Origin of the sequence: Paucibacter sp. JuS9, assembly GCF_044043925.2 — a bacterium.
In the GTDB taxonomy this organism is placed as follows: Bacteria; Pseudomonadota; Gammaproteobacteria; order Burkholderiales; family Burkholderiaceae_C; genus JAUASW01.
Window position 1 is genome coordinate 4,637,098 of the sequence record NZ_CP194172.1, and the last position, 23,303, is coordinate 4,660,400.

Here is a 23,303-nt window from a genome sequence, read left to right on the forward strand (position 1 = left end):
ACCTCTGGTTCACCGCTGTTTGCCTGTCCCGGTCTTGTAATCCTTGGGCGATGAGACGAGCGGCATTGGGCCAGCCCCGGCCCAGCCTTCGCCCTGTGGGTGAAGCGCCTGCCGAGGTTGACCCAATCCTGCTTTTTTAATCTTGAATTGGATGGGTACAACCATGAACCAACCCGTGATGGAAGGCCTGCGCCTGAACGCACCGGCCTACTTGAAGCACCAGCGCCTCCTGGCCTGGGTGGCCGAGATTGCCGCGCTGACCGAAGCGCGCGACCTCTACTGGTGCGACGGCAGCCAGGCCGAGTACGACCGGCTTTGCGCCAAGCTGGTCGAGGCGGGCACCTTCAAGAAGCTCAATCCTGCACTGCGCCCCGGCAGCTTCCTCGCCTGCTCGGACCCGAGCGATGTGGCCCGCGTCGAAGATCGCACCTTCATCTGCTCCGAGAAGAAGGAAGACGCCGGCCCGACCAACAACTGGATGGCGCCGGCCGAGATGCGCCAGCTGCTGCAGACCGGTGATACGGCGCTGTTCCGTGGCTCCATGCGCGGCCGCACGCTCTACGTCGTGCCCTTCAGCATGGGCCCGCTGGGCTCACCGATCGCGCAGATTGGCGTCGAGCTCTCCGACAGTCCTTATGTGGCTGTCAACATGCGCATCATGACCCGCATGGGCCGCGCCGTGATCGAGCTGCTCGGTGAAGACGGCAATTTCGTGCCCTGTGTCCACACCGTGGGCGCACCGCTACAAGCCGGCCAGAAGGATGTGGCCTGGCCCTGCAACGCCACCAAGTACATCGTCCACTATCCCGAGACCCGCGAAATCTGGTCCTATGGTTCGGGTTACGGCGGCAATGCGCTGCTGGGCAAGAAGTGCCTGGCCCTGCGCATCGCCTCCTGCATGGGCCGTCAAGCTTCTGAAGGGCCCTCCGGTAGCCCAGGCTGGCTGGCCGAGCACATGCTGATCCTGGGCGTCACCTCGCCGGCCGGCAAGAAGTACCACGTGGCCGCCGCCTTCCCCAGCGCCTGCGGCAAGACCAACTTCGCCATGCTGATCGCCCCCCAGGCCTTCGCTGGCTGGAAGGTCACGACCATCGGCGACGACATCGCCTGGATCAAGCCGCACAGCGACGGGCGCCTCTACGCGATCAACCCGGAAGCCGGCTATTTCGGCGTCGCGCCGGGCACGAACTCGCTGACCAATGCCAACTGCATGGCCAGCCTCGGCAAGGACGTGATCTTCACCAACGTCGCGCTGACCGACGATGGCGATGTCTGGTGGGAAGGCATGACCGACACCCCGCCGGCCCACCTGATCGACTGGCAGGGCAAGGACTGGACGCCGGCGCTTGCCAAGGAAACCGGTGCCAAGGCCTCGCACCCGAACGCACGCTTCACCGTGGCCGCCACCAACAATCCGGCGCTGGACAGCGAATGGGACAACCCTTCCGGCGTGGCCATCGATGCCTTCATCTTCGGCGGCCGTCGCTCCACCACGGTGCCGCTGGTAACCGAGGCGCGCGACTGGGTCGAAGGCGTCTACATGGCTGCGACCATGGGCTCGGAAACCACCGCTGCGGCCGCCGGCCAGCAGGGTGTGGTGCGCCGCGACCCCTTCGCCATGCTGCCCTTCATGGGCTACAACATGGCCGACTACTTCCAGCACTGGCTGGATCTGGGTGCCAAGCTCGAGGCCTCCGGCGCCAAGCTGCCCAAGATCTTCTGCGTCAACTGGTTCCGCAAGGGCCCGGACGGCAAGTTCGTCTGGCCCGGCTACGGCGAGAACATGCGCGTGCTGAAGTGGATGCTGGACCGTGTCGAAGGCCAGGGCCATGGCGAGGAGCATGTGTTCGGTGTGACGCCGAACTACGAAGACATCAACTGGCAAGGCCTCGCCTTCAGCCGCGAGCAGTTCGATCAGGTCACCAGCATCGACAAGGCGGCCTGGCTGGCCGAGCTGGGTTTGCACGAGCAGTTGTTCCAGCAACTGGCTCAGGGCCTGCCGGCTGCGCTGCCAGCGACCAAGGCGAAGATCGAAGGGCGGCTCGCCGGCCTGTGAGCGTGGGGCTTCGCCTCATTCCCAATGCAAAAGCCCGCTCACCGAGCGGGCTTTTTGCTGGGGCCTTCAAGCGGCGCTCACTGATCCGGCTTTGCCGGGTCGTTGAGCGCGCCCCTTGAGGGGGAGGTGCGCAGCGCCTCGGGGGTGGGCTTATTTCCGTGCGTGCGCCGCGCGCAGCTCGGCGGCGAACGAGGGCATGCTGCTCTCGTACTGGGCGGCCAGGGCCAGCAGTTCGCGCTCGGCACGGACGGCGGCGGCGGTTTCCAGGCGGGCCTGGATCGAGGCCAACAGGCGCAGCCAGATGCGGGCGCCGATCGAGGCGAACGAGCCGCCGTGGGCGATTTGGCGACCCAGGGGCAGGCCGTAGGTTTGAGTTGCAATGCTCATGGCGGGTTCCTCCAGTGACAGACTCTCGTGGAGCCAATGCCGCGATTCTGGGTAAACCCTAGGAATGCGTCTAATGAATGTTTCGGATCTAAGATATTCGCAATCCTGATTTCAAGGGCGAATCGTGAATTTCCGCACACTGGATCTGAACCTCCTGCGCGTGTTCGATGCCGTGATGGCCGAGCGCAACCTCACCCGAGCCGCCGAACGCCTGGCCATGACCCAGCCGGCGGTCAGCCATGCGATCAAGCGGCTGCGGGAATCCATGGGCGAGGAGCTGTTCAGCCGCCAGGCCTTTGGCATGAAGCCCAGCCCCCGTGCCGAAGCCTTGTGGCCGGAGGTGCGTGAGGCGCTGGGCAGGCTGCAGCAGTTGCTGGACCCGGGCGAGTTCGACCCCCAGCAGCAGCCCTCCACCTTCCGCATGGCGATGGCCGACGCGACCGCCGCCCTGGTCCTGCCGCCGCTGGTGCGCCAGCTGGAGGCGGCCGGCGCTCAGGCGCAGGTCCATGTGCTGCCCCTGACCACGCGAGATCCGCGAGCGTTGCTCGAGCAGGGCGATGCCGACATGGCCTTGGGCTTTTTCCCCAATGCCGTCGCCGCCTTGCAGGCCCAGGGCCATGCCGCATCGATCCGCCAGCACCGGCTCTACAACAGTGAATACGTCTGCGTGATGCGCCGCGACCACCCGCTCGCCGCCCAGCCGCTGACGCTGGACGTCTATTGCGCCGCCCGTCACCTGCTGGTCAGTTTCTCGGGGCGGCCCCATGGCTTTGTTGACGAGGCGCTGGCGGCCCTGCACCGCAGCCGGCGCATCGAGTTGACGGTCAACCAGTTCTTCACTGCCGGGCGCATCGTGGCCCAGTCGGACCTGCTGACCGTCTTGCCAGCCTCCTTTGTGGAAGCCACTGGCTACCGCCAGCAACTCACCGAGCGGCGGCTGCCGATGCCGCTGACGCCGGTCCATGTCGACATGCTCTGGCACCTGCGCAACGAGGCCCGCAGCGAGCAGCGCTGGATGCGCGGGCAAGTGGTGGCGGCCTGCAAGGCCGCCGAAGCGGCGACAATCACCGTATGAGCACCAATGCCACCGATCTGACCGACGCCGAGTTCGCTGAACTCGACGAAATGCTGGCCACCACGCCGGAGCCGCTGCAAGCGCTGGACGCCTCCATGCTCGACGGCTATCTCTGCGGCGTGCTGGTGCAGCCGCGGCTGATCCCGGTCGACGAATGGATGCCCAACATCTTTGACTACGATGGGGGCTTGCTGCCCGAGGATGTCGACCAGGTTTGGCTCGGCCGCGTGCGCGAACTGGTGGAGCGCCGCCATGCTGCGCTGAACCGCCAGCTGGTGGAAGACGGCTGGTTCGACCCGGTCGTGCTGGACCTCGATGAAAGCGAAGCGCCGGACCCGCAAGACGACCCGGAAGTGGCCGCGATGAGCCCGATCTCGCGCACGCTGCTGCCCTGGGTGGCCGGTTTCCAGCATGCGCAGCTCTGCTTCCCCGAGCTGTCCGACATGCCGGACGACGCCGTGATGGCCGCGCTGGCACGCCTGTACCGCCACCTGCCGGCCGAGACCGACGAGGAGAAGGAAATCATCGCCACGCTGGACCGCGAGCATCCGCTCAAGGGCCTGGACGATGCGATCGAGGAGATGGTGGTGACGGTGGCCGACCTCTGCGACCTGACCGAGGCCGAGCGCTATCGCGTGGAGACGATCCAGCGCGAAGGCCCCAAGGTCGGCCGCAACGATCCTTGCCCTTGCGGCTCGGGCCGCAAGTACAAGCAGTGCCACGGCAGCAATTGAAGCGCTGTGCGGCTGCAGCTGCTCTCTGACCTGCATTTGGAGACCGAGGCCTTCGACGCCGAGCCGGCGCCTGGGGCTGAGTTTCTGGTGCTGGCCGGCGACGTGGACAGCGGCTGGGCCGGTCTGCGGCATTTCCGCGATTGGCCAGTGCCGGTGCTTTTCGTGCCCGGCAACCATGAGTACGACCGGCGCGATGTCGATGAAGCACGCCTGGGCCTGCAAAGCCTCTCGGACGATCTCGGCTTCCTGATGCTCGACGCCGCGAGCCTGGTGCTCAAGGACGAAGAAGGCCGGCGCGTGCGCTTCATCGGCAGCACGCGCTGGACCGACTTCGATCTCTTCGGCGAGCGCGAGCGCGACCGGGCCTTGCGCGCGGCCGGCTATTTCCAGCGCGTGATGGCAGCCACCCGCGAGGGCCAGCCTTTTGATGCGCTGGCCGTGCGCGAGGAGGGTCTGCGTTGCCGAGCCTGGCTGGCAGCGCAGCTGAGTCAGCCAGAGCAGGGCGCCGATTGGGACGCGACCGTGGTCGTCACGCATTTCGCGCCCAGCCTGCGCAGCTGCGACCCGCGCTATGGGCGCCAGCCCGGCACGGCCAGCTTCTGCAACAACGATGAAGCGCTGCTGCCGCAGGCGCGCTTGTGGCTGCATGGCCACCTGCATTGCCGGCACGACTATCGGTTCGCGCATGCGGCGGGTAGCACCCGCGTGGTTTGCAATGCGCGCGGCCATCGTCACAAGGGCGAGGCCGAGGGCTGGCAGGGCCAGCGCGTGATCGAAGTTTTTGAGCCTGTCCCTGCTTGAGAACAAGCCGGCATGGCGCGCCCATGCCAGACTGTGAAGATCTATATCGACCGAGGAGCAGCTGATGAAAATCCTGGCAGCCGTTGATGGCAGCGACTACAGCAAACGCATGCTGGCCTATCTGGCCGCGCATGACGAATGGCTGGGCCCGGCCCACGAGTACACGGTCTTGCATGTCGTCCCGGCTGTGCCGTCGCGGGCGGCAGCCATGTTCGACAAGGAGACGCTGAAGGGCTATTACGACGACGAGGCGGAAAAAGTGCTGAAGCCGGTGCGCAGCTTCTTTGCCAAGCAGAAGATTGCCGCCAACTTCCTCACCAAGGTCGGCCCGGCGGCCGATGCCATTGCGGCCCTGGCGGAGAAAGGGAAATTCGATCTCTTGATGCTGGGCTCACATGGCCACGGCAGCCTGGGAAACCTGGTGCTGGGCTCTGTCGCCACCAAGGTGATGGCGCAGTGCGGCGTACCGGTCGTGCTGGTGCGCTGATGCCGCAGAAAAACGCTTGAGCTGCCTCGAGAGGGCTCAGGAGCGCGGACGTGAGAGCCAGGCCAGCGGCGATTCGCTGTCGGCACCCGAGCGCTCGGATTCGAGTGCATAGCTCGAGGTGCTGCGCTGATTCGGGTCCTCGCCTTCCAGGCTGGCCTCCATGCCGAAAGCAGTGCCCAGGTCGGCCGGGTCATGTTCGATGACCGGCGCGGGAGTCTTGCGGAAGAAACGGAGGGAGGGAGCGAATCTCATGACGAACCTCATCGGCTGCTGAACGAAGTGTGCGCGCTCCTGGGCCTGTCGTACCCCCCAAACTGAGTGCCGAAGTGGCTGCAGTTGGGAAAAACTCACGCGGGCACAAACGGAAACACAAGGACACATGTCCTGTAACAAGTGAGCGCTCTACTGCGTGCGGCCACCGGGCAACAAAGTCGGGTTCGGCTGGCAGGCCAATTCCCACTTCTGGAGGCTGTCCCAAGCGCTCGGCGCCACCTAAGCTTTCCCATCATGAATCAGCGTTTGCTCATCTGGCTGTCCCGCACCATCGTCACGTCGGTGGTGATGTCCGTCATGTGGCTGGCCCACCAGACCTCGCAGATCCCGGCAATCCCCGCCGCCAGCAAGCTGATGCTGGTGGCGGCACAGGCCCCGGCCCTGGCCGCCTCGGTCCCGATGCGCTGACCGGCACTGAGCCGACCTGAACTTCAGCCCGGCTGGCGCTTGCCCAGCGCGCTGCGAGCCCCGGCGGCAAGAGCCGCCCCGATCTGATCCAGCAAGGCCACCCGGCCCGGCGCGCCCAGCGCCTGGGCTTCAAGCTTCCATTGGTGCCAGTACAAGGCCACGTCCACGCTGGTCTGCGGTTGCAGCGCCACCAGGGCGCCGCTCTTGATGAAGGGCCGAACCAGCAGCTCACTGGTCACGCCTATTCCCCAGCCGAGGCAGACCGCCCGGGTATAGGCCTCGCTGGAGGGCACGAAGCGTTCTCTCAACCGCGGCTTGCGCACGCCCAGTGCCTTGCTGACCCAGAGTGCCTGCGCGTCGTCCTTGCGATTGAACACCAGGAAGGGCTGGTGGGCGAAGTTGCCGGCGTTGAGCTCGCCGCCCAGGTGGTTCTTGACGAAGTCGGGGCTGGCCACGGCAACGTAGCGCATCACGCCCAGCGGCTGCACCACGCAGCCACGCAAGGCCTGCTTGACCGTGCTGACGCAGCCGAGCACCTCGCCCTGGCGCAGCCAGTCGTGGGTGAAATCCTGGTCGTCCACCACCAGCTCCAGGCCGAAGCCTTCCTCCAGGCCGCGCTGTACCAGCGGGTCCAGTGCCGGCAGCACCCAGGTGGCCAGGCTGTCGGCATTGACGGCAATCGCGATGCGCTCATGCGGAGCCGCACGCTCGCCCAGCTCCCGCACCACATCGCTGCGCAGGGCCTGCAATTGGCGGGCGAAGCGCAAGAGGATCTTGCCGCCCTCCGTCAGCCGCAATGGGCGTGAGCGCACCACGAGGAGCTGGCCGACCTGGGCTTCCAGGCTGCGCAGGCGCTGGGAGACGGCGCTCTGCGTGATGGAAAGCCGCTCGGCCGCGCGCTCGAAGCTGCGCTCGTCAGCCAGGGCGGCCAGGCAATCGAGGCCGGCGGAGTCCAGGTCTTTCATAAGTGCAACTAATGTACCGCTACAAATATGAATCCCGCTTCTTGTTTGAGAGGCCGCTCCCGACAATCCGCGCTTCGCCGCCCGCCGTGATGGACGCGGCCCTCGCTTGGGATTAAAAAGGCCTCCGGGCTGCAGGAGTTGGCATGAAAGTCGTCGTTCTCGGAGCCGGCATCATCGGCATCAGCACCGCCTGGTATCTGCTCGAGCAGGGCCATGAGGTGGTGGTGGTCGACCGCCAGATTGAAGCGGCGCTGGAAACCAGCTTTGCCAATGGCGCACAGATCTCGGTCAGCTTCTGCGAGCCCTGGGCCAATGCCGGCGCGCCGTTCAAGGTGGCCAAGTGGCTCTTGCGCGACGATTCGCCCCTCCTGTTCCGCCCGCGCATGGACCCGGCGCAATGGCGTTGGGGCCTGTCCTTCCTGACGCAATGCACCACTTCCGCTTTCGAGCGCAATGTCGAGAGCCTGGTGCAGCTGGGCCGCTACAGCCATGAGTCCCTGAAGTCGCTGGTGGCGCAGACCGGCATCGAGTACGAGCGCCTGGAGCGCGGCATCCTGCACTTCTTCTCCAGCCAGGCCGACTTCGAAGCCGGCGTGGCCGCCTGCGAGATCATGCGCCGCCATGGCGTGGACCGGCGTGTGCTGAACCACGATGAAGTCCTGAAGGTCGAGCCGGCCCTGGCGGCCTTCGGCGGGCAGGTCTTCGGTGGCACCTTCACGCCCAGCGACGAATCGGGCGATGCCCGGGTGTTCACGCAGAAGCTGGCCCGGCTGTGCGCCGAGCGCGGCGCCACCTTCCTCTACGGCCATGACGTGATCGCCCTGCAGCAGAGCGGCGGCAAGATCGAGTCGGTGCAGATCAGCTCCCGCCGGACCGGCCAGGCTCTGAGCCTCAAGGGCGATGCCTTCGTCACCGCCATGGCCAGCTACACGCCGGCCCTGCTGAAGCCGCTGGGCGAGTACCTCGCCATCTATCCTGCCAAGGGCTACTCGGCCACCTTGAAGCTCAAGAAGCCCGACCAAGCCAGCGTGGTCAGCCTGCTGGACGACACCCGCAAGATCGCCATCTCGCGCCTCGGAGACACGATCCGCATCGCGGGCACGGCCGAGCTCAGCGGCTTCGACCTCAACCTCGACAGTGCCACCGCCAAGGTGCGTTGCGACGCCCTGGTGAACCGCTATGAAGAGCTGTTCCCCGGGGTGGCTGACTTGTCCGAGCGCAATTACTGGACCGGCCTGCGCCCCAGCACGCCGACCAACATCCCCTACATCGGCAAGAGCAAGAAGGCCGGCAACCTCTGGATCAATGCCGGGCATGGCACGCTGGGCTGGACTCATGGCGCCGGCTCCGGCCACGCCCTGGCGGAGCTGATGGCAGGCCGCCGCCCGGACATCGACTTCGGCTTCTATGGCGACGCGATGCCGGCCAAGGCTATCCGGAGCATGGCCCACGCCTGAGGACAGCAGGCGGGAAAAATCGGCGCGGGCCTACAATCCGCGCCCCTCGTTCGTCCGGCCCGCCATGAGCAGTTCTCCGTCCTTCTGTGCCATCGACTTCGGCACCTCCAACTCGGCCGTGGCCATTCCCGAGCCTGAATCGGGTGCGCGAGCCATGCGCCTCGTCGAGCTGGAGCCGGGCCACAAGACCATGCCGACGGCGGTCTTCTATTACGCCGAAGGCCGGCACGACGCCGACGGCCCGCCGCGCGCCTTTGGCCGCGCCGCCGTGGCGGCCTATGTGGACGGCATCGACGGGCGCCTGATGCGCTCGATGAAGAGCATCCTCGGATCCGGTCTGATCGACCAGACGACCGACGTCGGCGGCGGCCGTGGCGCCAAGTACAGCGACATCCTCTCCGGCTACCTGAAGCGCTTGCGCAACCGCGCGCTGGCCGATGGTGCGACCGGCGCCCTGAACAAGCTGGTGCTGGGCCGTCCGGTGTTTTTCGTGGACGGTGAACCGGAGCGCGACGCCGCAGCGCAGAGCTCGCTGGAAGCGGCGGCTCATGCCGTGGGTTTCGATGAAGTGCATTTCCAGTTCGAGCCGATTGCCGCGGCCTTCGACTACGAGAGCCAGATCGACCGCGAACGCATCGTGCTGGTGGCCGACATCGGTGGCGGTACTTCGGACTTCTCGGTCGTGCGCGTGGGCCCCGATCGCATGCAGCGCCTGGACCGTCGCGACGACATCCTGGCCAACCACGGTGTGCACATCGCCGGCACCGACTTCGACCGCCACATCGAGCTGGCCAGCGTCCTGCGCGAGTTCGGCTACCGCTCCCTGGGTCCGGTGCGCCCGGATGGCTCGGCCCGCGAAGTGCCCAGCGGCGTCTATTTCGACCTCGCCACCTGGCACTTGATCAACACCGTCTACAGCCCCGGGCGGGTTGCTGAACTGCGCAGCATGCGCAGTTTCTATGCCGATGTGCAGCAGCATCAGCGGCTGATGACCGTGGTCGAAGAACGGCTCGGCCACGAGCTGGCGGCGCGCGCCGAGGGCGCCAAGATCGAGGTCTCGGGCGGTGGCGACGCATTGATCGACCTCGGCCTGATCGAGAACGGCCTCGAAGTGCGCCTGAGCGAGGCGACGGCCGTGGCTTCGCTGGATGCCGACATCGGCCGCATCGTGGCCGCCGGCCGCGACACCGTGGCTCAGGCAGGCCTCAAGCCCGAGCAGATCGACGCGCTCTATTTCACCGGTGGTTCCACCGGCCTGCGCCTGCTGGCCGAGCGCATTGCCGCCGACTACCCGGCCGCCCAGCAAGTGCGCGGCGACCGGTTCGCCTCGGTGGCCACGGGCCTGGGTCTGCACGCCGCACGCCTGTTTGCGCACTGAAGCCTTCGGCACGCGCGCCGCGCGGCCGGCTCTGCTAGATTGCTCGCTTTTCGACTTCACGAGAGACGAGCGCGATGAGCAGTTTGAGCAGCAGCAACAAGCGTCTGACCCTGTCGGCCCTGGCCTTGGCAACAGCCCTGGCTTTCGGCCCCGCAAGCTCGGCGCTGGCAGCCGAATCGCAGGTCTACCAGCAACCCTCGGCCGAGATCAGCGCCGTGCTGGACGCCAAGGGCCTGCCTGGCCACATGCTCTCGCCCGATCAGCGCACGCTGGCAAGCATCGAGACGCAGCGCAGCCGCAAGGTGGCCGAGCTGGCACGCCCGATCGCGCGCCTGGCCGGCAAGCGCATCGACATCGCTGCCAACGGCGTGCAGCTGATTCCGCACATCGAGTCGATCAAGCTGCGTGAGCTGGCCAATCCGGCCGCCGCCGAGCGTGAAGTGAAGCTGCCGGCCGGCGGCACTTTCTACCAGCTGCGCTGGTCGCCGGACAGCAAGCGGTTCCTGCTCAATCGCCGCACTGCCAACGCCACCGAACTGTGGCTGGGCGATGTGGCCACGGCCAAGATTAGCCAGGTCAAGGGCATCAAGCTCAACACGGTGCTCGAGACCTCGGTGGTCTGGCTCGGCGCCGACGAAATCATTGCGCTGACCGTGCCCGAGAAGCGCGGCGCCGCACCGGTGTTCGAAGCACCCTCGGGCCCGACCATCCAGGAATCGATGGGCCGCATCTCGCCCGAGCGCACGCTGCAAGACCTCTTGAAGAACAGCCAGGACGACGCGCTGTTCACCTACTACGCCACCTCGGCGCTGCGCCGCATCAAGCTGAGCACCGGTGCCTCGCACGAGGTCGGCACACCGGGTCTGTACGCCAACCTCGAAGCCGTCGGCACCCAGGGCGCCTTCATCTCCGAGCGTCTGGTCGCACCATTCAGCTACCAGGTCACCTGGAACGACTTCGCCCGCCAGGTCGAGCTGCGCGACGCCGGTGGCAAGCTGCTGCGCGACCTGGGCCAGATCAAGCTGAAGGAAAGCGTGCCGGTCGAAGGCGTGATCACCGGCCCGCGCAACTTCTGGGCTTCGCCGCAGCTTGACGGCGCCGTCTACTGGGTCGAGGCCCTGGACGGTGGCGACCAGAAGAAGAAGGTGCCCTTCCGCGACCGCCTGATGAAGCTGGAAGCGCCCTACAAGGGCGAGGCCAAGGAAGTGCATCGCACGGTGGGGCGCCTCTCGGGGATGAGCTTCGTCGAAGGCGGCAATCGCGCCATCATCGGCGACGTGGACCGCGAGCGCCGCTGGATCGCCGCCGACCTGGTGTCGCTGGACGGCAGCGCCAAGCCGCAGCGCCTGCAGGACCGCGACATGCGCGACCGCTACCGCGACCCCGGCCAGCCGCTCACCCGCATCCTGCCCAATGGCCGCGCCATCGTTCGCGTGGAGGGCGGCGACAAGCTGATCTTCGTGGGCCAGGGCGCCAGCAAGGACGGCGACCTGCCCTTCATCGACAGCTACAGCCTGAAGGAAGGCCAGGCCACGCGCCTGTTCCGCTCCGGCCTCACGCACTACGAGCGCCCGATCACGCTGCTGGCCGATGGCCGCGTGCTCACCAGCCGCGAGACCTTCGCCGAGCCGCCCAACCTCGTGCTGCGAAGCGGCGCCGGATTCGAGCAGATGCAGGCGCTGACCAAGTACACCGACCCGACACCGCAGCTGCGCAACATCAAGCGCGAGCTGATCAAGTACAAGCGTGCGGACGGCGTCGAGCTGTCGTTCTGGCTCTACCTGCCGCCGGACTACAAGGCTGGCGAGCGCCGCCCGACCTTTGTCTGGGCCTATCCGCTGGAGTTCACCGATGCCTCCACTGCCGGCCAGGTCAGCGGTTCCACCAGCCGCTTCACCACCTTCTCCGGCGCCAGCCCGCTGATGCTGACGCTGGACGGTTACGTGGTGCTGATGGACGCGACCATGCCCATCGTCGGCGACCCAAAGACGGTCAACGACAGTTTTGTCGAGCAGATCACAGCGAACGCCAAGGCCATCATCCAGAAGGCCGACGAGCTCGGCGTGAGCGACCCGAAGCAGATGGTGGTCGGCGGCCACAGCTACGGCGCCTTCATGACGGCCAACCTGCTGGCGCACACCGACCTGTTCAAGGCCGGCATTGCCCGCAGCGGCGCCTACAACCGCACGCTGACGCCCTTCGGCTTCCAGAGCGAGCGCCGCACCTACTGGGAGGCGCAGGACGTCTATCTGAAGCTGTCGCCGTTCAACTATGCGGACAAGCTGAAGGAGCCCATCCTGCTGATCCACGGTGAAAGCGATGACAACCCGGGCACCTTCCCGATCCAGAGCGCGCGCCTGTATCAGGCGTTGGCAGGCACGGGCGGCAATGTCCGCTACGTGGTGCTGCCCAATGAATCACACGGCTACTCGGCCCGTGAATCCATCGGCCACACGCTGCGTGAGATGAGCGACTGGATGAAGCGCCAGACGAGCGACCCGCGCAGCGCCAAGTAAATAGCGCGTCTCAGTAGCGCCCGCGTACCGGCGGGCCCTTTCTCTGCGGCGGCCTGCGGGCCGCCGTATTCATTTGGCTCCCATCTTTCTGCGGTCGGGCCACATCGGCCAGCAGCATGGTCGCGACGACGAGGCTCTCGACGGCCGCTTCCAGGTCCGCCGGCGGTTCCATCGATTCGATTTCCTCGAGCAGCTCGTCGGCATCCTCGAGATCGTCGGGATCGATGTGCATGTAGAGCATGGCCAACGGCTCCAGCAGCTCCGCGCCGTCCTGCTTCATCAGCGCCGGGAACAGCTCCGTGGCCAGCGAGAAGCCGGCGACCCAGGGCATCAGCACTTCGGAGGGGTCGGCGTCTTCCTCCAGCTCGAACACCCAGGGGTCGAACCATTGGCGCTGCGAGATCGCCTGGTTCAGTTCCTTGTGGCGTCGCAGGATCAGGCCCTTCGCCGGCGCAAGATCAAGCCCGGGTGGAATGGGCCGGCCTTCGCTGTCGAAGATGGCGGGCAGCCATTGCGCGTCCGGCACCGCCTTGGGCTGCAGCAGGACGCCGCAGAGGTAGCCGTCCAGCATGCTGATGTCCAGCGGCTCCAGCGGCGCGGGCAGCTTGTCCAGCAGCGACTGCAGGCGCTCCATCTCGGCTTCGCTCAAGCCGGCAGCGACGGCCTTGGCAGGCTTTGCGGCCGGCTTGCCTGGCCTGGCGGGCCCTTTGGCCGCAGGGCTGGGGTGAGCGTGACTTCTGGCAGGGGGCTTGGGTGCGTTCATTCACGGATTGTCACTTCAATGTCCCTGCTTTGCGGGCCAACTTCCCACCTCTTGGGGATGGCTGCGGGCGGGGGTGGGTCCTACAGTTGCGTTCAAGCGGTGCAGCAAGGCGCACCGCACCGATCCCAACGACGTCCTTTTCTGAAGGACTTGAAGCCCGCCCGGTTCGCCGGCCGGGCCTTTTTTTGCACCTTCGCCGACCTTTGTGGAAGGCGCCTACCGGCACTTAGCTGCCGCTCGTTTTTGCGCCTTGGTCGGTCGAAGATCAGGCCACCAGCGGGCGCCCCTTCGCTCATGTCCCCCGGCCTTCGGCCTCCTCCTTTACTTCGCTGCGGGACACCCACTGCCGTCCTGATCCGCACCACCGTGGCCTGCGCCGGGTGGCAGGCGCAGGTTCGGCCGAGGGCGTCGGGTGAGGGTTTGGGCGAGGTAAAGACACCGTCTTGAGTCAAGCAGCCAGTGCTGTCCCGTGGGCGGGGTCAAAGGGCTTCTTGGACTTCAGAACGCCGTAGGCGATGGCCAGGAGCTTGTGCATGCAGGCCACGACAACCACCAAACCCGGCTTGTTCTGCGCCTTCAAGCGAGCCCAGAAAGCGGCGATGGGCGGGTTGTACTTGGCAGCCACCATCGCCGGGTAGAACAGCGCCTGGCGTAGCTCTTTGTGCCCCGTGGGATGCGTCCCCCTGCTGCGATTCAGCGAGCTGCCTGATTGCCGGATCATCGGCGACAGGCTTGCATAGGCCACCAGCGCTTTGGCTGAGCTGAAGCGCTCGGGTCTTCCGATGTAGGCCAGTAGCTGCGGGATGGTCTTCTCACCCAGTCCCGGGATCGTCTGCAACAGTTCCTTGCGTCCGCGCAGGTCTGGGTCATCGTCGATGCTCGACTTGATCTGTGCTGTGACTTCCTCGATGGCACCCACCAGACTGTCCACCATGGCCTGGATCGACGGCCGCACCGAGTCATGCGCAACATCCAGCCGATTGAGCTCGGCCTGGCGCATGTCCTGCAGTGTCTGCAGACGCAGCACCAGCGCTTGCAGCCTGCGCAGCCCCAGCGTCGGCGCCTCCCAAAGTTCCAGCTCATGCTTGTGTGCAAAGCGGGCAAGCGCCTTGGCATCCGCGTTGTCGGTCTTGTTGCGTATGCCTTCGGATTCGATGAAGCGCTTGACCCTCAGCGGGTTCACCACGGAGACAGCCACCCCGCTGTCATGCAGGAACACGGCCAGCGCCTCGTGATAGCTGCCCGTTGCTTCCATGCACGCGTGAGCCTCGCTCTTGCCGCCCTGAACGTGAGACTCGATCCAGTCCATCAGTTGGGAAAACCCCGCCGCATCGTTGGCAAAGACCTTCGAGCGGAACTTCCCCTGCGCATCAAGCAAAGCGACATCGAACTTCCTCTTGCTGATATCCACACCTAGCTTCGTTCTCATGACGTTCCTTCGCAAAGCGCTTATCCGACTTGCGCACCCTGATATGCGGGGTCGCCACCGGAGAGGCTCCGGCAGCGCCCCAAGACACCGTTCGAGCTGTCGCGTCGAATCCGCCGGGGGCACCAGTCTTTACCTCTGGCTCAAAGGCCATAGGGGGAGCGCGGCATCACCCTGACGGGCTTCGCTAAAGCGGAACGAAGCAGCGTGATTCTGATATCAGGAGGAGGATCGGGCGAAGCCCGGTCCGGGGGACAGGAGCACAAGCCCTCACCCGATGGCCTCGGCGGCGCGAAAGAAGGGAACAGCGAGTAGCAGCTAAGTGCCGTCAAGAGACATCGCCGGAACTCGGCGATGAACCTTTCATAGGCTCCTTCGCTGAGCGCCGGCTTTCATAGCTTGATGCTGAAGGGCGTGAAGTTGGTGTTGCGGTCGTAGAAGTCCTCGTTCTCGACGCGCTTCAGGAAGCCCACCACCTTGTAGGTGATCGGCGTCATCGCCGCTTCCCAGCAGGTCTTGAACAGATATTGCGTGATCGTCACTGCGATCAACTGTTCCTGCGGCCAGATGCCCCAGAAGGCGATCACGAAGAAGAAGCTGGTGTCGACGAACTGGCCGACGACCGTCGAGCCGATGGTGCGCGCCCACAGATGCCGGCCCTGCGTGAGGATCTTCATCTTGGCCATCACGAAGCTGTTGACGAAGCTGCCGCAGCAGAAGGCGATCATCGAGCCGGCGACGATGCGCCAGGTGTTGCCGAACACGCCCTCGACCTGCTTTTGGTAGACGGCCATGAACTCGTTCTGCGCCGGCGGCAGGTTCACCACCACATAGGCCATGAAGGCCGCGAACAGCAGGGCGCCGAAGCCAGCCCAGACGACGCGGCGGTCGCGGCCGTAGCCATAGACCTCGGTCAGGATGTCGCCAAAGATGTAGGACAAGGGGAAGAACATCAGGTCTGCGCCGAACGTGACCGGGCCAAGCAGCGGCAGGTTGAGCGTGGCCGCCTTGGCCGCACCGATCAGGTTGGAGCACAGCAGCACGCAGACGAAGGCGGCCATGATCAGGTCGTAATACTTGTAGCTGCGTGCTGTCTGGGTCATTGCGGGCCTGCTCTCTTGTCGATGTTCGCGCGAGTGTAGGGACGCCCTAGAACCCTGCACTCAGGTGTTGCCGCAGGTGCTCGATGAGGAGCTTGAGCGGCCGTGGCGTCGTGCTGCTCCAGGGGTGGATCGCATAGATCGCATCGCCGAAGAAGCCGACCGGCTTCCAGTCCGACAGCACCTCGACCAGCGCGCCGCTGCGCAGGGCCGGGCCGGCGCTGAAGTCAGGGAGGAGCGCCAGTCCCAGGCCGGCCAGTGCCGCATCGCGCAGGATTTCGCTGTTGCCGGCGCGCAAGGGGCCTTGAACGGGAATGCGCAGGCGCTGGCCGCGCTTCTCGAACAGCCATTGCGCCGGGCCAGGGCGCAGATAGGGCAGGCAGGCATGGCTCGCCAGTTCCTCCGGATGGCGCGGCTCGCCATGGGCCGCCAGGTAGGCGGGTGCGGCGAGCAAGAGGGCACGCGAGCTGCAGAGCTTCACCGCCACGTGCGAATCCGGCGGGCTGCTGGTGTGGCGTACCGCCAGGTCAAAACCTTCTTGCGCCAATGGCTGCAGCCGGTCGCTCAGGTCCAGCTCGATGCGGATTTCCGGGTAGCGCTGGAAGAAGCTGGCCAAGAGTGGCGCCACATGCTGACGGCCCAGCGCCACTGGCGCCGTCACTCGCAAAAGACCGCGCGGCTGGCCCACCGCATCGCGCGTGACGCCCAGCGTGCGGGTGATGTGGGCAAAGCTCGCCTCGGTCTGCTCGACCAGCTCCCGCCCGGCCTCCGAGAGGCGCACCGCGCGCGTGGTGCGGTGCACCAGCTGCTGGCCCAGGGCCTTCTCCAGCTCGGCAATGCGCTGGCTCACCGCCGCCTTTGAAAGCCCCAGCCGCTGCGCCGCCTTGGTGAAGCTGCCCAGTTGCGAGATCACCGTCAGCGCATGCATCTGCCCCCACAGCAGTTCATGTCGCAGTTCGCTCGGCTTTGTCGTGGCCATTATTCATATTAACGAACAATCAAATCGCCGAAAGCGGATTGGCAGTTGCGGTCGTCATTCCTAGACTTGGCTCATCTCCAGGAGACAAGAATGACCTCAGCTTTCAGCAGCAGCGCAGCCGTCACCCACTTCATCAACGGCACCGCCGTGCCCGCCACTTCAGGCCGCAGCCAGGCCGTCTACAACCCGACGACGGGCGCCGTGGCGCGCCAGCTGCAGCTCGCCAGCGTGCAAGACGTGGACCTGGCCGTGGCCTCCGCCCAGGCTGCCTTCCCGGCATGGGCAGATTCGCCGCCCTTGCGCCGCGCGCGGGTGATGTTCAAGTTTCTGGAGCTGCTGAACAAGCACCGCGACGACATCGCAGCGATGATCACGGCCGAGCATGGCAAGGTCTTCACCGACGCGCAGGGGGAGGTGACGCGCGGCATCGACGTCGTCGAATTTGCCTGCGGCATCCCGCAGCTCCTGAAGGGCGACTACACCGAGCAGGTGTCCACCGGCATCGACAACTGGACGATGCGCCAGCCCTTGGGCGTGGTCGCCGGCATCACGCCATTCAACTTCCCCTTCATGGTGCCAATGTGGATGGCGCCGCTGGCCATTGCGACCGGTAACTGCTTCATCCTGAAGCCGAGCGAACGCGATCCTTCGCCCAGCCTCTTCATCGCCGAGCTGCTCAAGCAGGCCGGCCTGCCGGACGGCGTGTTCAACGTGGTGCAGGGCGACAAGGTGGCGGTCGATGCGCTCCTGAATCATCCGGATGTGAAGGCGCTGTCCTTCGTCGGCTCCACGCCGATTGCCCAGTACATCTACGAGACCGGCGCCAGGAACGGCAAGCGCGTGCAGGCCCTGGGCGGCGCCAAGAACCACATGGTGGTGATGCCGGACGCCGACATTGATCAAGCCGTCGATGCGCTCATCGGCGCGGCTTACGGCTCGGCCGGCGAGCGCTGCATGGCGATCTCGGTGGCCGTGCTGGTTGGCGACGTGGCCGACAAGATCATTCCGAAGCTGGCCGAACGCGCCCGCACGCTGAAGATCAAGAACGGCATGGCACTCGATGCCGAGATGGGCCCCATCGTCACGCGGGAAGCGCGCGACCGCATCGAGAACTACATCGGCATCGGCGTCGAGGAGGGTGCCACGCTGGTGGTCGATGGCCGCGGCCACAAGGTGGCGGGTCTGGAAAACGGCTTCTTCACCGGCGGCACGCTGTTCGACAACGTCAAGCCGACCATGCGCATCTACAAGGAAGAGATCTTCGGCCCGGTGCTGGCCTGCGTGCGTGCGCACGACTTCGCTGAAGCCGTGCAGCTCGTGAATGATCACGAGTACGGCAACGGCGTGGCCTGCTTCACCAGCGACGGCAATGTGGCACGTGAATTTGCACGTCGAATCCAGGTCGGCATGGTGGGCATCAATGTGCCGATTCCGGTGCCCATGGCCTGGCAGGGCTTTGGCGGCTGGAAGCGCAGCCTGTTCGGCGACATGCATGCCTACGGTGAAGAAGGCGTGCGCTTCTACACCAAGCAGAAGAGCGTGATGCAGCGCTGGCCGGCCAGCATCGGCAAGGGCGCCGAGTTCGTCATGCCTACCAGCCGCTGACGCGCCAGTCGTTGCAGACCAACAGCCCCGTTTCTGCGGGGCTTGCACGGGGCATGACTTCCGCTACGCTGACGGGCCCATGCAGTACGCCACGCCACAGGATCCCGCCGTACCCGCCGCCGCCTCGCTGCCCGAGCTGATTGCGCAGGCCCGTGCCGCGCAGACGGCCTCGCGGCTTGAAGTCGGGCTCAACCTGGCCGGGCAGGCCTGGGCCCTGGGCCTGAGTCAAGGCCAGGTCAGCGAGCAGATCGAGGCCGGCCGGCTGCGCTGCTTCTTCCTCATGCGCCGCGGCCAGCTGGCCGACATGCTCGCCGCTGTAGAGCAGTTGCTGCCCCTGATGCGTGCCGGCGGCGCCAGCCCCGGCCTGTGTGAAGTCTTGCGCTGGACCGCCCTGGCCGCTGCCGATCAGGGGGAATTCGAAACTGCCCTGGCCGCCGCACAGGAAGCCGGTGCCGCTGCCAAGGAACTCGCGGAACTGCGCCTCGAGTCGGTGGCCCTGAACGCCTTGGGCATGGTGTTCGAGCGCATGGGCGACCCCTGGCAGGCCGAGCGCCTGATGAACGAAGCCGCCGCCCTGGTGCGCGAGCAGGCCACGCCCTTCGAGCAGGTGGTGGCGCTGAACAATCTCTGGACCGTGGCCATGGGCCGCTTTCAGCTGCTGCGCGATACCGGCCGCGAGGCCGAGTCGCAGCAGTCCCTGCAACGCGCCTTGCAGCTCGGCCGCCAGGTGCGGCCGCATCTGCGCGAGCTGGGCGACCCCTATGCCGTCGCGCTCGGCGACAGCCATCTCGGCGAGACCCTCCTGCATCTGCGCCAGCTGGACGAAGCCGGCGTGTTTCTCGACAGCGCCCAGCGCTGCTGCCAGGAGCATGGTTTCCTCGCGCTGGCCGGCCGGGTCGGCTGCCTGCGTGCCGAGCTGGCCCAGGCCCGCGGCCATGCCGATGCGGCCTATGCGGCGCTGGGCCGGCTCCTGCATGAGATGGTCGGCCAGTCCAATCTCGCCGAGCAGCGCCGGCTGCACGGCACCGCCTACCGATGCGCCAGGCAGTTGGGGCTGAACGAAGCGGCGCTGCGCCATCTGGAAGCGCTCACTCTCCTGGAGCGACGTCGCGCCAGCGCGCAGCTGATCGCCCAGTCCCGCTATGTGGCCAGCCGCATCGAGGCGCAACGGCCGCGTGCCGGTGAAGCCGCGCGCGCGCCCGAGGATACCGACGTGCTGCGCGACCCGCTCACCGGCCTGGGCAACCGCCGCCTGATGGAGCAACGCCTGCCCGAGCTGGTGGCCGAGGCCCAGGCGCGCGGCACGCCGCTCACGCTCGCGCTGGTCGACCTGGACCATTTCAGCGCCATCAATGCCCAGCACGGCGCCGCGGTCGGAGACCGCGTGCTGCAGGCCCTGGCCGGCATGCTGCAGGACAACACCCGCGGCAGCGACCTGCTGCTGCGCTACGGCGGCGAGGAATTCCTCGTGGTCCTGCCCGACACCGTGCCCGACCGTGCCTTCGAGGTCTGCGAGCGCCTGCGTCAATGCGTGGAGAGCTTTGCCTGGTCGGAGCTGGCGCCGGGCCTTGATGCGACGCTGAGCATCGGCCTGGCCACCGCGCCGCCGCATTCCACCGACCTGCTGGTGGCACGCGCAGAGAGCGCGATGTACCGCGCCAAGCACCTGGGGCGCAATCGCGTGGCACTGGCCTGAGGTGGCGACGGCCCCGCCTGCCGATCCACTCGCCGATCAGTCCGCTTCCACCCGGTTGCGGCCCGCCTCCTTGGCCCGGTAGAGCGCTGCGTCGGCGCGCTGCATCAGCGCATCGGCATCGTCGTGCGGCCCCTGAGCCACCGCGACACCGAAGCTGGCCGTCATCGGCCATGGCTGGCCCTGCCAGAGCAGAGGATGCGCTTGCAGCGTGGCACGCATGCGCTCTGCGGCATGCAGGGCACCTGCCTGGTCGCTCAGCGGCAGCAGCACGCCGAACTCCTCGCCGCCCAGGCGGCCCAGGCGGTCGGCTTCGCGCAGGCAGCCTTGCAGCTGCTGCACGAGATGCTTCAAGGCTGCGTCGCCGGCTGCGTGGCCCAGCGTGTCGTTGATGCGCTTGAAATGATCGACGTCCAGCATCACCAGCGCATGGCCCTGGCCGCGAGCCAGCTGTGCCTGCTCGCGCGACAGCAAGTCACCGAAAGCGCGGCGGTTCAACGCATCGGTCAGCGCATCGCGCTCGGTCAGGCGGCGGATGCGCAGTATCAAGCGCATCAGCACCATGAAGGCCAGTGTCGCGTTCAGCACCAGGCCCATCAGCAGCACCGCCCACAGCCAGGCGACATTGCCCACGCTGGCGTCACGGATGCGTGCACCCGAACCCTGCAGCAGCAGGGCCAGGCGCAGCAGCAGCAGGGCGGTGACAAGGATCAGCGGGCTGCACAGGCCCAGCGCCAAGGCGAGCTTGAGCCGTCGGCGCAGGTGGCGCCAGGTCTCGAAGCTGGTGAAGCCCATCAACAGGCTCAAGCAGCTGAAGTTGATGACGGGCATCCAGTCGCTGTCCGGCGGCATCGGCGCCAGCAGCAGGCCCGCTACGGCCAGCAGCGCCAAGGTCGGCCACCAGGAGGGCGCCGCACCGATGGCCGTCGGAATGGACTGGCGCAGGAGCGCAAAGCTGCTGATCGCCATCATGTTGGCACCCCAGTAGCTCAGTCCGTCCCAGGCGATGCCGCGCAAGGCATTGCAGCCCAGCGATGCGGCCAGAAGCGCATTGGCCAAGGCCAGCAGCAGGACCGTGCGCTGCCCGATGACGAGCACCTGGCTCAAGCCCGCCCAGACCAGGGCGGCAGTCAGCAGGAACAGCATATTGGCTGCCAACAGCGTGAGCGGCACGGTCTCCAGCATCAGGCCGACCCTCCTGCGGCGGCTTCTTGCCCTGGCGCTTCCCGTTCGCCGTCTCCTTCCACGCAGACCCGGTTGCGGCCCAGCGACTTGGCCCGGTACAGCAATTGATCGGCCAGCACCAGCACGGCTTCGGGCCGCAATTCACCAGGCCGCGCCTGCGCCACGCCGAAACTGGCGCTGAGCGCGATATCGCCGATCGTGCCTGGGCAGGGCCGGTTTTCCAGACGGGCACGCAGTCGCTCGGCGATGCTCGCCGCCTCCGGCAACTGCGTGTGTGGCAGCAGCACGCAAAATTCCTCGCCACCCAGGCGGCCCAGCACGTCCGCCGGGCGCAACTCCTGGCGCAGCTCGCGCACCAGATGGACCAGCGCCGCATCGCCGCCGGCATGGCCGTGGCGATCATTGATGGACTTGAAATGATCGATGTCCAGGAGCACCACGCAGAAGGGATGGCCGCGCTGCACCAAGGCCTGCAGACGCTGCAGCTCGCGCATCAGCGCGCGGCGGTTCAGGGCGCCAGTCAGCGGGTCCTCCAGCGAGAGCTGTGAGATCCGCCCGACCAGCCGGTCCAGGACCAGCGCCATCAGGCTGACCGCGCTCGCCAGACTCAGGAGCAGCCAGAGCCAGATCGTCAGCGGCGAGATGCTTGTCGAGTCAGCGTCCCAGAAGGGCCGCGAACCGCGCCACGCGAGCGCGGCGGCGATGGCCAGATAGGGCAGCGCGAGCAGCCAGCGCAGGCTGGTTCTCAGCAGTGGCCGCGCGCCGATTCGCACGTCTTGCCAGGTCAGCAGCGCGAGCAGGGCCATCGCGGCAGAGCCGCCCACCTGCAGCAGGGCGGGCCGGTCTTGCAGCGCCAGCACGAGCAGCGTGCCCGCCCCGGCGATGAGGGCCACGTCGGTCCACCAGAAGCGCAGCCGCAGCAACTGGCGCACGCCCAGGCACATCAAGGCCAGGGTCAGCAGCGCGAACAGGTCGGGCAGCGCGGGCCAAGCCTGCAGCGGCGAACCGACGCGGCAATCATGGCAGCGCAGTGCGCCCAGCCGGGTCAGGTGGGCGCCCGCCAGCAGCCAGCTGGCGCGCGGCGCCACGCGGAACACGCTGGCCAGCAAGGCCCAGGACAAGGCGGCCATGCCGTTGAACAAGGCATTGACCAGCAACAGCGTGGTGGCGTCGAAGAACTGCATTGCGTTCGATCAGGGTGCGCGCCATCTTCGCGCAGGCCCGTGCGCTGACACAATGACTACATGCAAAGGATTGCCCTCATCACCGGCGCTAGCCGAGGCATCGGCGCAGCGATTGCGCGACAAGCTGCAAGCGCCGGCTATGGGCTGGCACTCAACTATGCGCGCGATGCGGCCGCCGCTGAAAGCCTGGCCGCCGAATTGCGTGCCTGTGGCAGTCGCGTCGTCACGCTGCAGGCCGATGTCGCCGACGAGGGCCAGGTCTTGAACATGTTCGAGCGCATCGATGCCGAGCTCGGCCCGCTCACAGCCCTGGTCAACAACGCCGGTATCGTAGTGCCGGGCGCCCGGTTGGTGGACATGGACCTGGCCCGTTGGCAGCGCCTGTTCGAGGTCAATGTGTTCGGCGCCCTCTTGTGCAGCCGCGAGGCGGCCAGGCGCATGAGCACGGCCCGCGGCGGGCGCGGCGGCGCCATCGTCAACATCTCGTCGCGCGCCGCGCAGCTCGGCTCGCCCGGGCTCTACGTGGACTACGCCGCCAGCAAGGGCGCGCTCGACAGCCTCACTGTGGGCCTGGGCCGCGAGCTGATCGAAGAGGGCATACGGGTCAACGGCGTGCGGCCCGGCATCATCGAAACCGAGATCCACCAGACCAGCGGCTTCGACGACGCGAAACTGCAAGCCGCCGCTGCGCAGATACCGATCCGCCGGCTTGGCCGAGCTGAAGAGGTGGCGCAAGCGGTGTTGTGGCTGATGTCCGATGCGGCGAGCTATACGGTCGGCGCCACACTGGACGTGGCGGGCGGCCGCTGAGCAGTACTCGCTGCTCACTGC

Annotated in this window: 21 protein-coding genes; 12 read left to right on the forward strand and 9 right to left on the reverse strand. The window is 66.7% G+C overall.

Translation table 11 applies throughout. The features are described 5' to 3' along the window. Positions 1-163 precede the first annotated feature (163 nt). Positions 164-2,056 carry a phosphoenolpyruvate carboxykinase (GTP) gene (locus ABT392_RS20645; protein WP_395384699.1) on the forward strand — a complete coding sequence of 631 codons (1,893 nt, stop codon included), beginning with the start codon at positions 164-166 and terminating at the stop codon, positions 2,054-2,056. A gap of 150 nt (positions 2,057-2,206) precedes the next feature. On the opposite strand, the gene ABT392_RS20650 is transcribed toward ABT392_RS20645, so the two are convergent. Next, positions 2,207-2,443, reverse strand: coding sequence for a hypothetical protein (locus tag ABT392_RS20650; RefSeq protein ID WP_395384698.1), 237 nt, complete (start codon positions 2,441-2,443; stop codon positions 2,207-2,209). Between the two features lie 124 nt (positions 2,444-2,567). On the opposite strand from ABT392_RS20650, the gene ABT392_RS20655 reads away from it, so the two are divergent. From ABT392_RS20655 to ABT392_RS20670, 4 genes are all read left to right on the forward strand, one after another. Continuing rightward, the gene (locus tag ABT392_RS20655) at positions 2,568-3,518 is read left to right on the forward strand and encodes a LysR family transcriptional regulator (RefSeq protein ID WP_395384697.1); all 951 of its coding nucleotides are present in this window, start codon (positions 2,568-2,570) and stop codon (positions 3,516-3,518) included. Beyond that, entirely contained in the window at positions 3,515-4,252 is a 738-nt protein-coding gene (locus tag ABT392_RS20660; protein ID WP_395384696.1) for a UPF0149 family protein, read from the forward strand. Before ABT392_RS20655 ends, ABT392_RS20660 begins: the two co-directional genes overlap by 4 nt. Positions 4,253-4,258: 6 nt before the next feature. Beyond that, a complete protein-coding gene (locus ABT392_RS20665; protein WP_395384695.1) occupies positions 4,259-5,053 on the forward strand; it encodes a metallophosphoesterase in 795 nt (264 codons plus the stop codon). Between the two features lie 64 nt (positions 5,054-5,117). Beyond that, positions 5,118-5,540, forward strand: a complete 423-nt coding sequence (locus tag ABT392_RS20670) for a universal stress protein (protein ID WP_334277754.1) — start codon at positions 5,118-5,120, stop codon at positions 5,538-5,540. A gap of 36 nt (positions 5,541-5,576) precedes the next feature. Here ABT392_RS20670 and ABT392_RS20675 read toward each other — a convergent pair whose 3' ends face one another. Beyond that, on the reverse strand, positions 5,577-5,792 hold the full coding sequence (locus ABT392_RS20675) for a hypothetical protein (RefSeq protein ID WP_334277753.1): 216 nt from the start codon (positions 5,790-5,792) through the stop codon (positions 5,577-5,579). 255 nt (positions 5,793-6,047) lie between these two features. On the opposite strand from ABT392_RS20675, the gene ABT392_RS20680 reads away from it, so the two are divergent. Next, positions 6,048-6,221: a hypothetical protein gene (locus ABT392_RS20680; RefSeq protein ID WP_334277752.1), complete on the forward strand. Its 174-nt coding sequence runs from the start codon at positions 6,048-6,050 to the stop codon at positions 6,219-6,221. Positions 6,222-6,244: 23 nt separating this feature from the next. Here ABT392_RS20680 and ABT392_RS20685 read toward each other — a convergent pair whose 3' ends face one another. Then, entirely contained in the window at positions 6,245-7,186 is a 942-nt protein-coding gene (locus ABT392_RS20685; RefSeq protein WP_334277751.1) for a LysR family transcriptional regulator ArgP, read from the reverse strand. A gap of 143 nt (positions 7,187-7,329) precedes the next feature. Here ABT392_RS20685 and ABT392_RS20690 point away from each other — a divergent pair, with 143 nt between their 5' ends. The 3 genes from ABT392_RS20690 to ABT392_RS20700 all read left to right on the forward strand — a co-directional run bounded on the left by ABT392_RS20690 (position 7,330) and on the right by ABT392_RS20700 (position 12,537). Beyond that, complete coding sequence (locus tag ABT392_RS20690; protein WP_395384694.1) at positions 7,330-8,643, forward strand: D-amino acid dehydrogenase; 1,314 nt, start codon at positions 7,330-7,332, stop codon at positions 8,641-8,643. A gap of 64 nt (positions 8,644-8,707) precedes the next feature. After that, entirely contained in the window at positions 8,708-10,021 is a 1,314-nt protein-coding gene (locus tag ABT392_RS20695; protein ID WP_395384693.1) for an Hsp70 family protein, read from the forward strand. A gap of 74 nt (positions 10,022-10,095) precedes the next feature. After that, positions 10,096-12,537, forward strand: coding sequence for an alpha/beta hydrolase family protein (locus ABT392_RS20700; protein ID WP_334277748.1), 2,442 nt, complete (start codon positions 10,096-10,098; stop codon positions 12,535-12,537). 10 nt (positions 12,538-12,547) lie between these two features. Here the strand turns inward: ABT392_RS20700 and ABT392_RS20705 are convergent, their stop codons facing one another. The 4 genes from ABT392_RS20705 to ABT392_RS20720 all read right to left on the reverse strand — a co-directional run bounded on the left by ABT392_RS20705 (position 12,548) and on the right by ABT392_RS20720 (position 16,805). Then, positions 12,548-13,186 (reverse strand): YecA/YgfB family protein, encoded by a 639-nt coding sequence (locus ABT392_RS20705; protein ID WP_395384692.1) that lies wholly within the window; start codon positions 13,184-13,186, stop codon positions 12,548-12,550. A gap of 562 nt (positions 13,187-13,748) precedes the next feature. Further along, complete coding sequence (locus ABT392_RS20710) at positions 13,749-14,729, reverse strand: IS110 family RNA-guided transposase (protein ID WP_395384223.1); 981 nt, start codon at positions 14,727-14,729, stop codon at positions 13,749-13,751. 389 nt (positions 14,730-15,118) lie between these two features. Beyond that, complete coding sequence (locus ABT392_RS20715; RefSeq protein WP_395384691.1) at positions 15,119-15,829, reverse strand: queuosine precursor transporter; 711 nt, start codon at positions 15,827-15,829, stop codon at positions 15,119-15,121. Between the two features lie 46 nt (positions 15,830-15,875). Continuing rightward, entirely contained in the window at positions 15,876-16,805 is a 930-nt protein-coding gene (locus ABT392_RS20720) for a LysR family transcriptional regulator (RefSeq protein ID WP_395384690.1), read from the reverse strand. A gap of 90 nt (positions 16,806-16,895) precedes the next feature. Between ABT392_RS20720 and ABT392_RS20725 the strand changes: the two genes are divergently transcribed. Together ABT392_RS20725 and ABT392_RS20730 are read left to right on the forward strand one after the other, a co-directional pair. Continuing rightward, on the forward strand, positions 16,896-18,410 hold the full coding sequence (locus ABT392_RS20725; RefSeq protein ID WP_395384689.1) for a CoA-acylating methylmalonate-semialdehyde dehydrogenase: 1,515 nt from the start codon (positions 16,896-16,898) through the stop codon (positions 18,408-18,410). 79 nt (positions 18,411-18,489) lie between these two features. Beyond that, the gene (locus ABT392_RS20730) at positions 18,490-20,106 is read left to right on the forward strand and encodes a diguanylate cyclase (protein WP_395384688.1); all 1,617 of its coding nucleotides are present in this window, start codon (positions 18,490-18,492) and stop codon (positions 20,104-20,106) included. 36 nt (positions 20,107-20,142) lie between these two features. Here ABT392_RS20730 and ABT392_RS20735 read toward each other — a convergent pair whose 3' ends face one another. Then, positions 20,143-21,288, reverse strand: a complete 1,146-nt coding sequence (locus ABT392_RS20735; protein WP_395384687.1) for a GGDEF domain-containing protein — start codon at positions 21,286-21,288, stop codon at positions 20,143-20,145. Beyond that, positions 21,288-22,472, reverse strand: a complete 1,185-nt coding sequence (locus ABT392_RS20740) for a GGDEF domain-containing protein (protein ID WP_395384686.1) — start codon at positions 22,470-22,472, stop codon at positions 21,288-21,290. Before ABT392_RS20740 ends, ABT392_RS20735 begins: the two co-directional genes overlap by 1 nt. A gap of 60 nt (positions 22,473-22,532) precedes the next feature. On the opposite strand from ABT392_RS20740, the gene ABT392_RS20745 reads away from it, so the two are divergent. Further along, a complete protein-coding gene (locus tag ABT392_RS20745) occupies positions 22,533-23,282 on the forward strand; it encodes an SDR family oxidoreductase (protein ID WP_395384685.1) in 750 nt (249 codons plus the stop codon). The last annotated feature ends 21 nt before the right edge of the window (positions 23,283-23,303 follow it).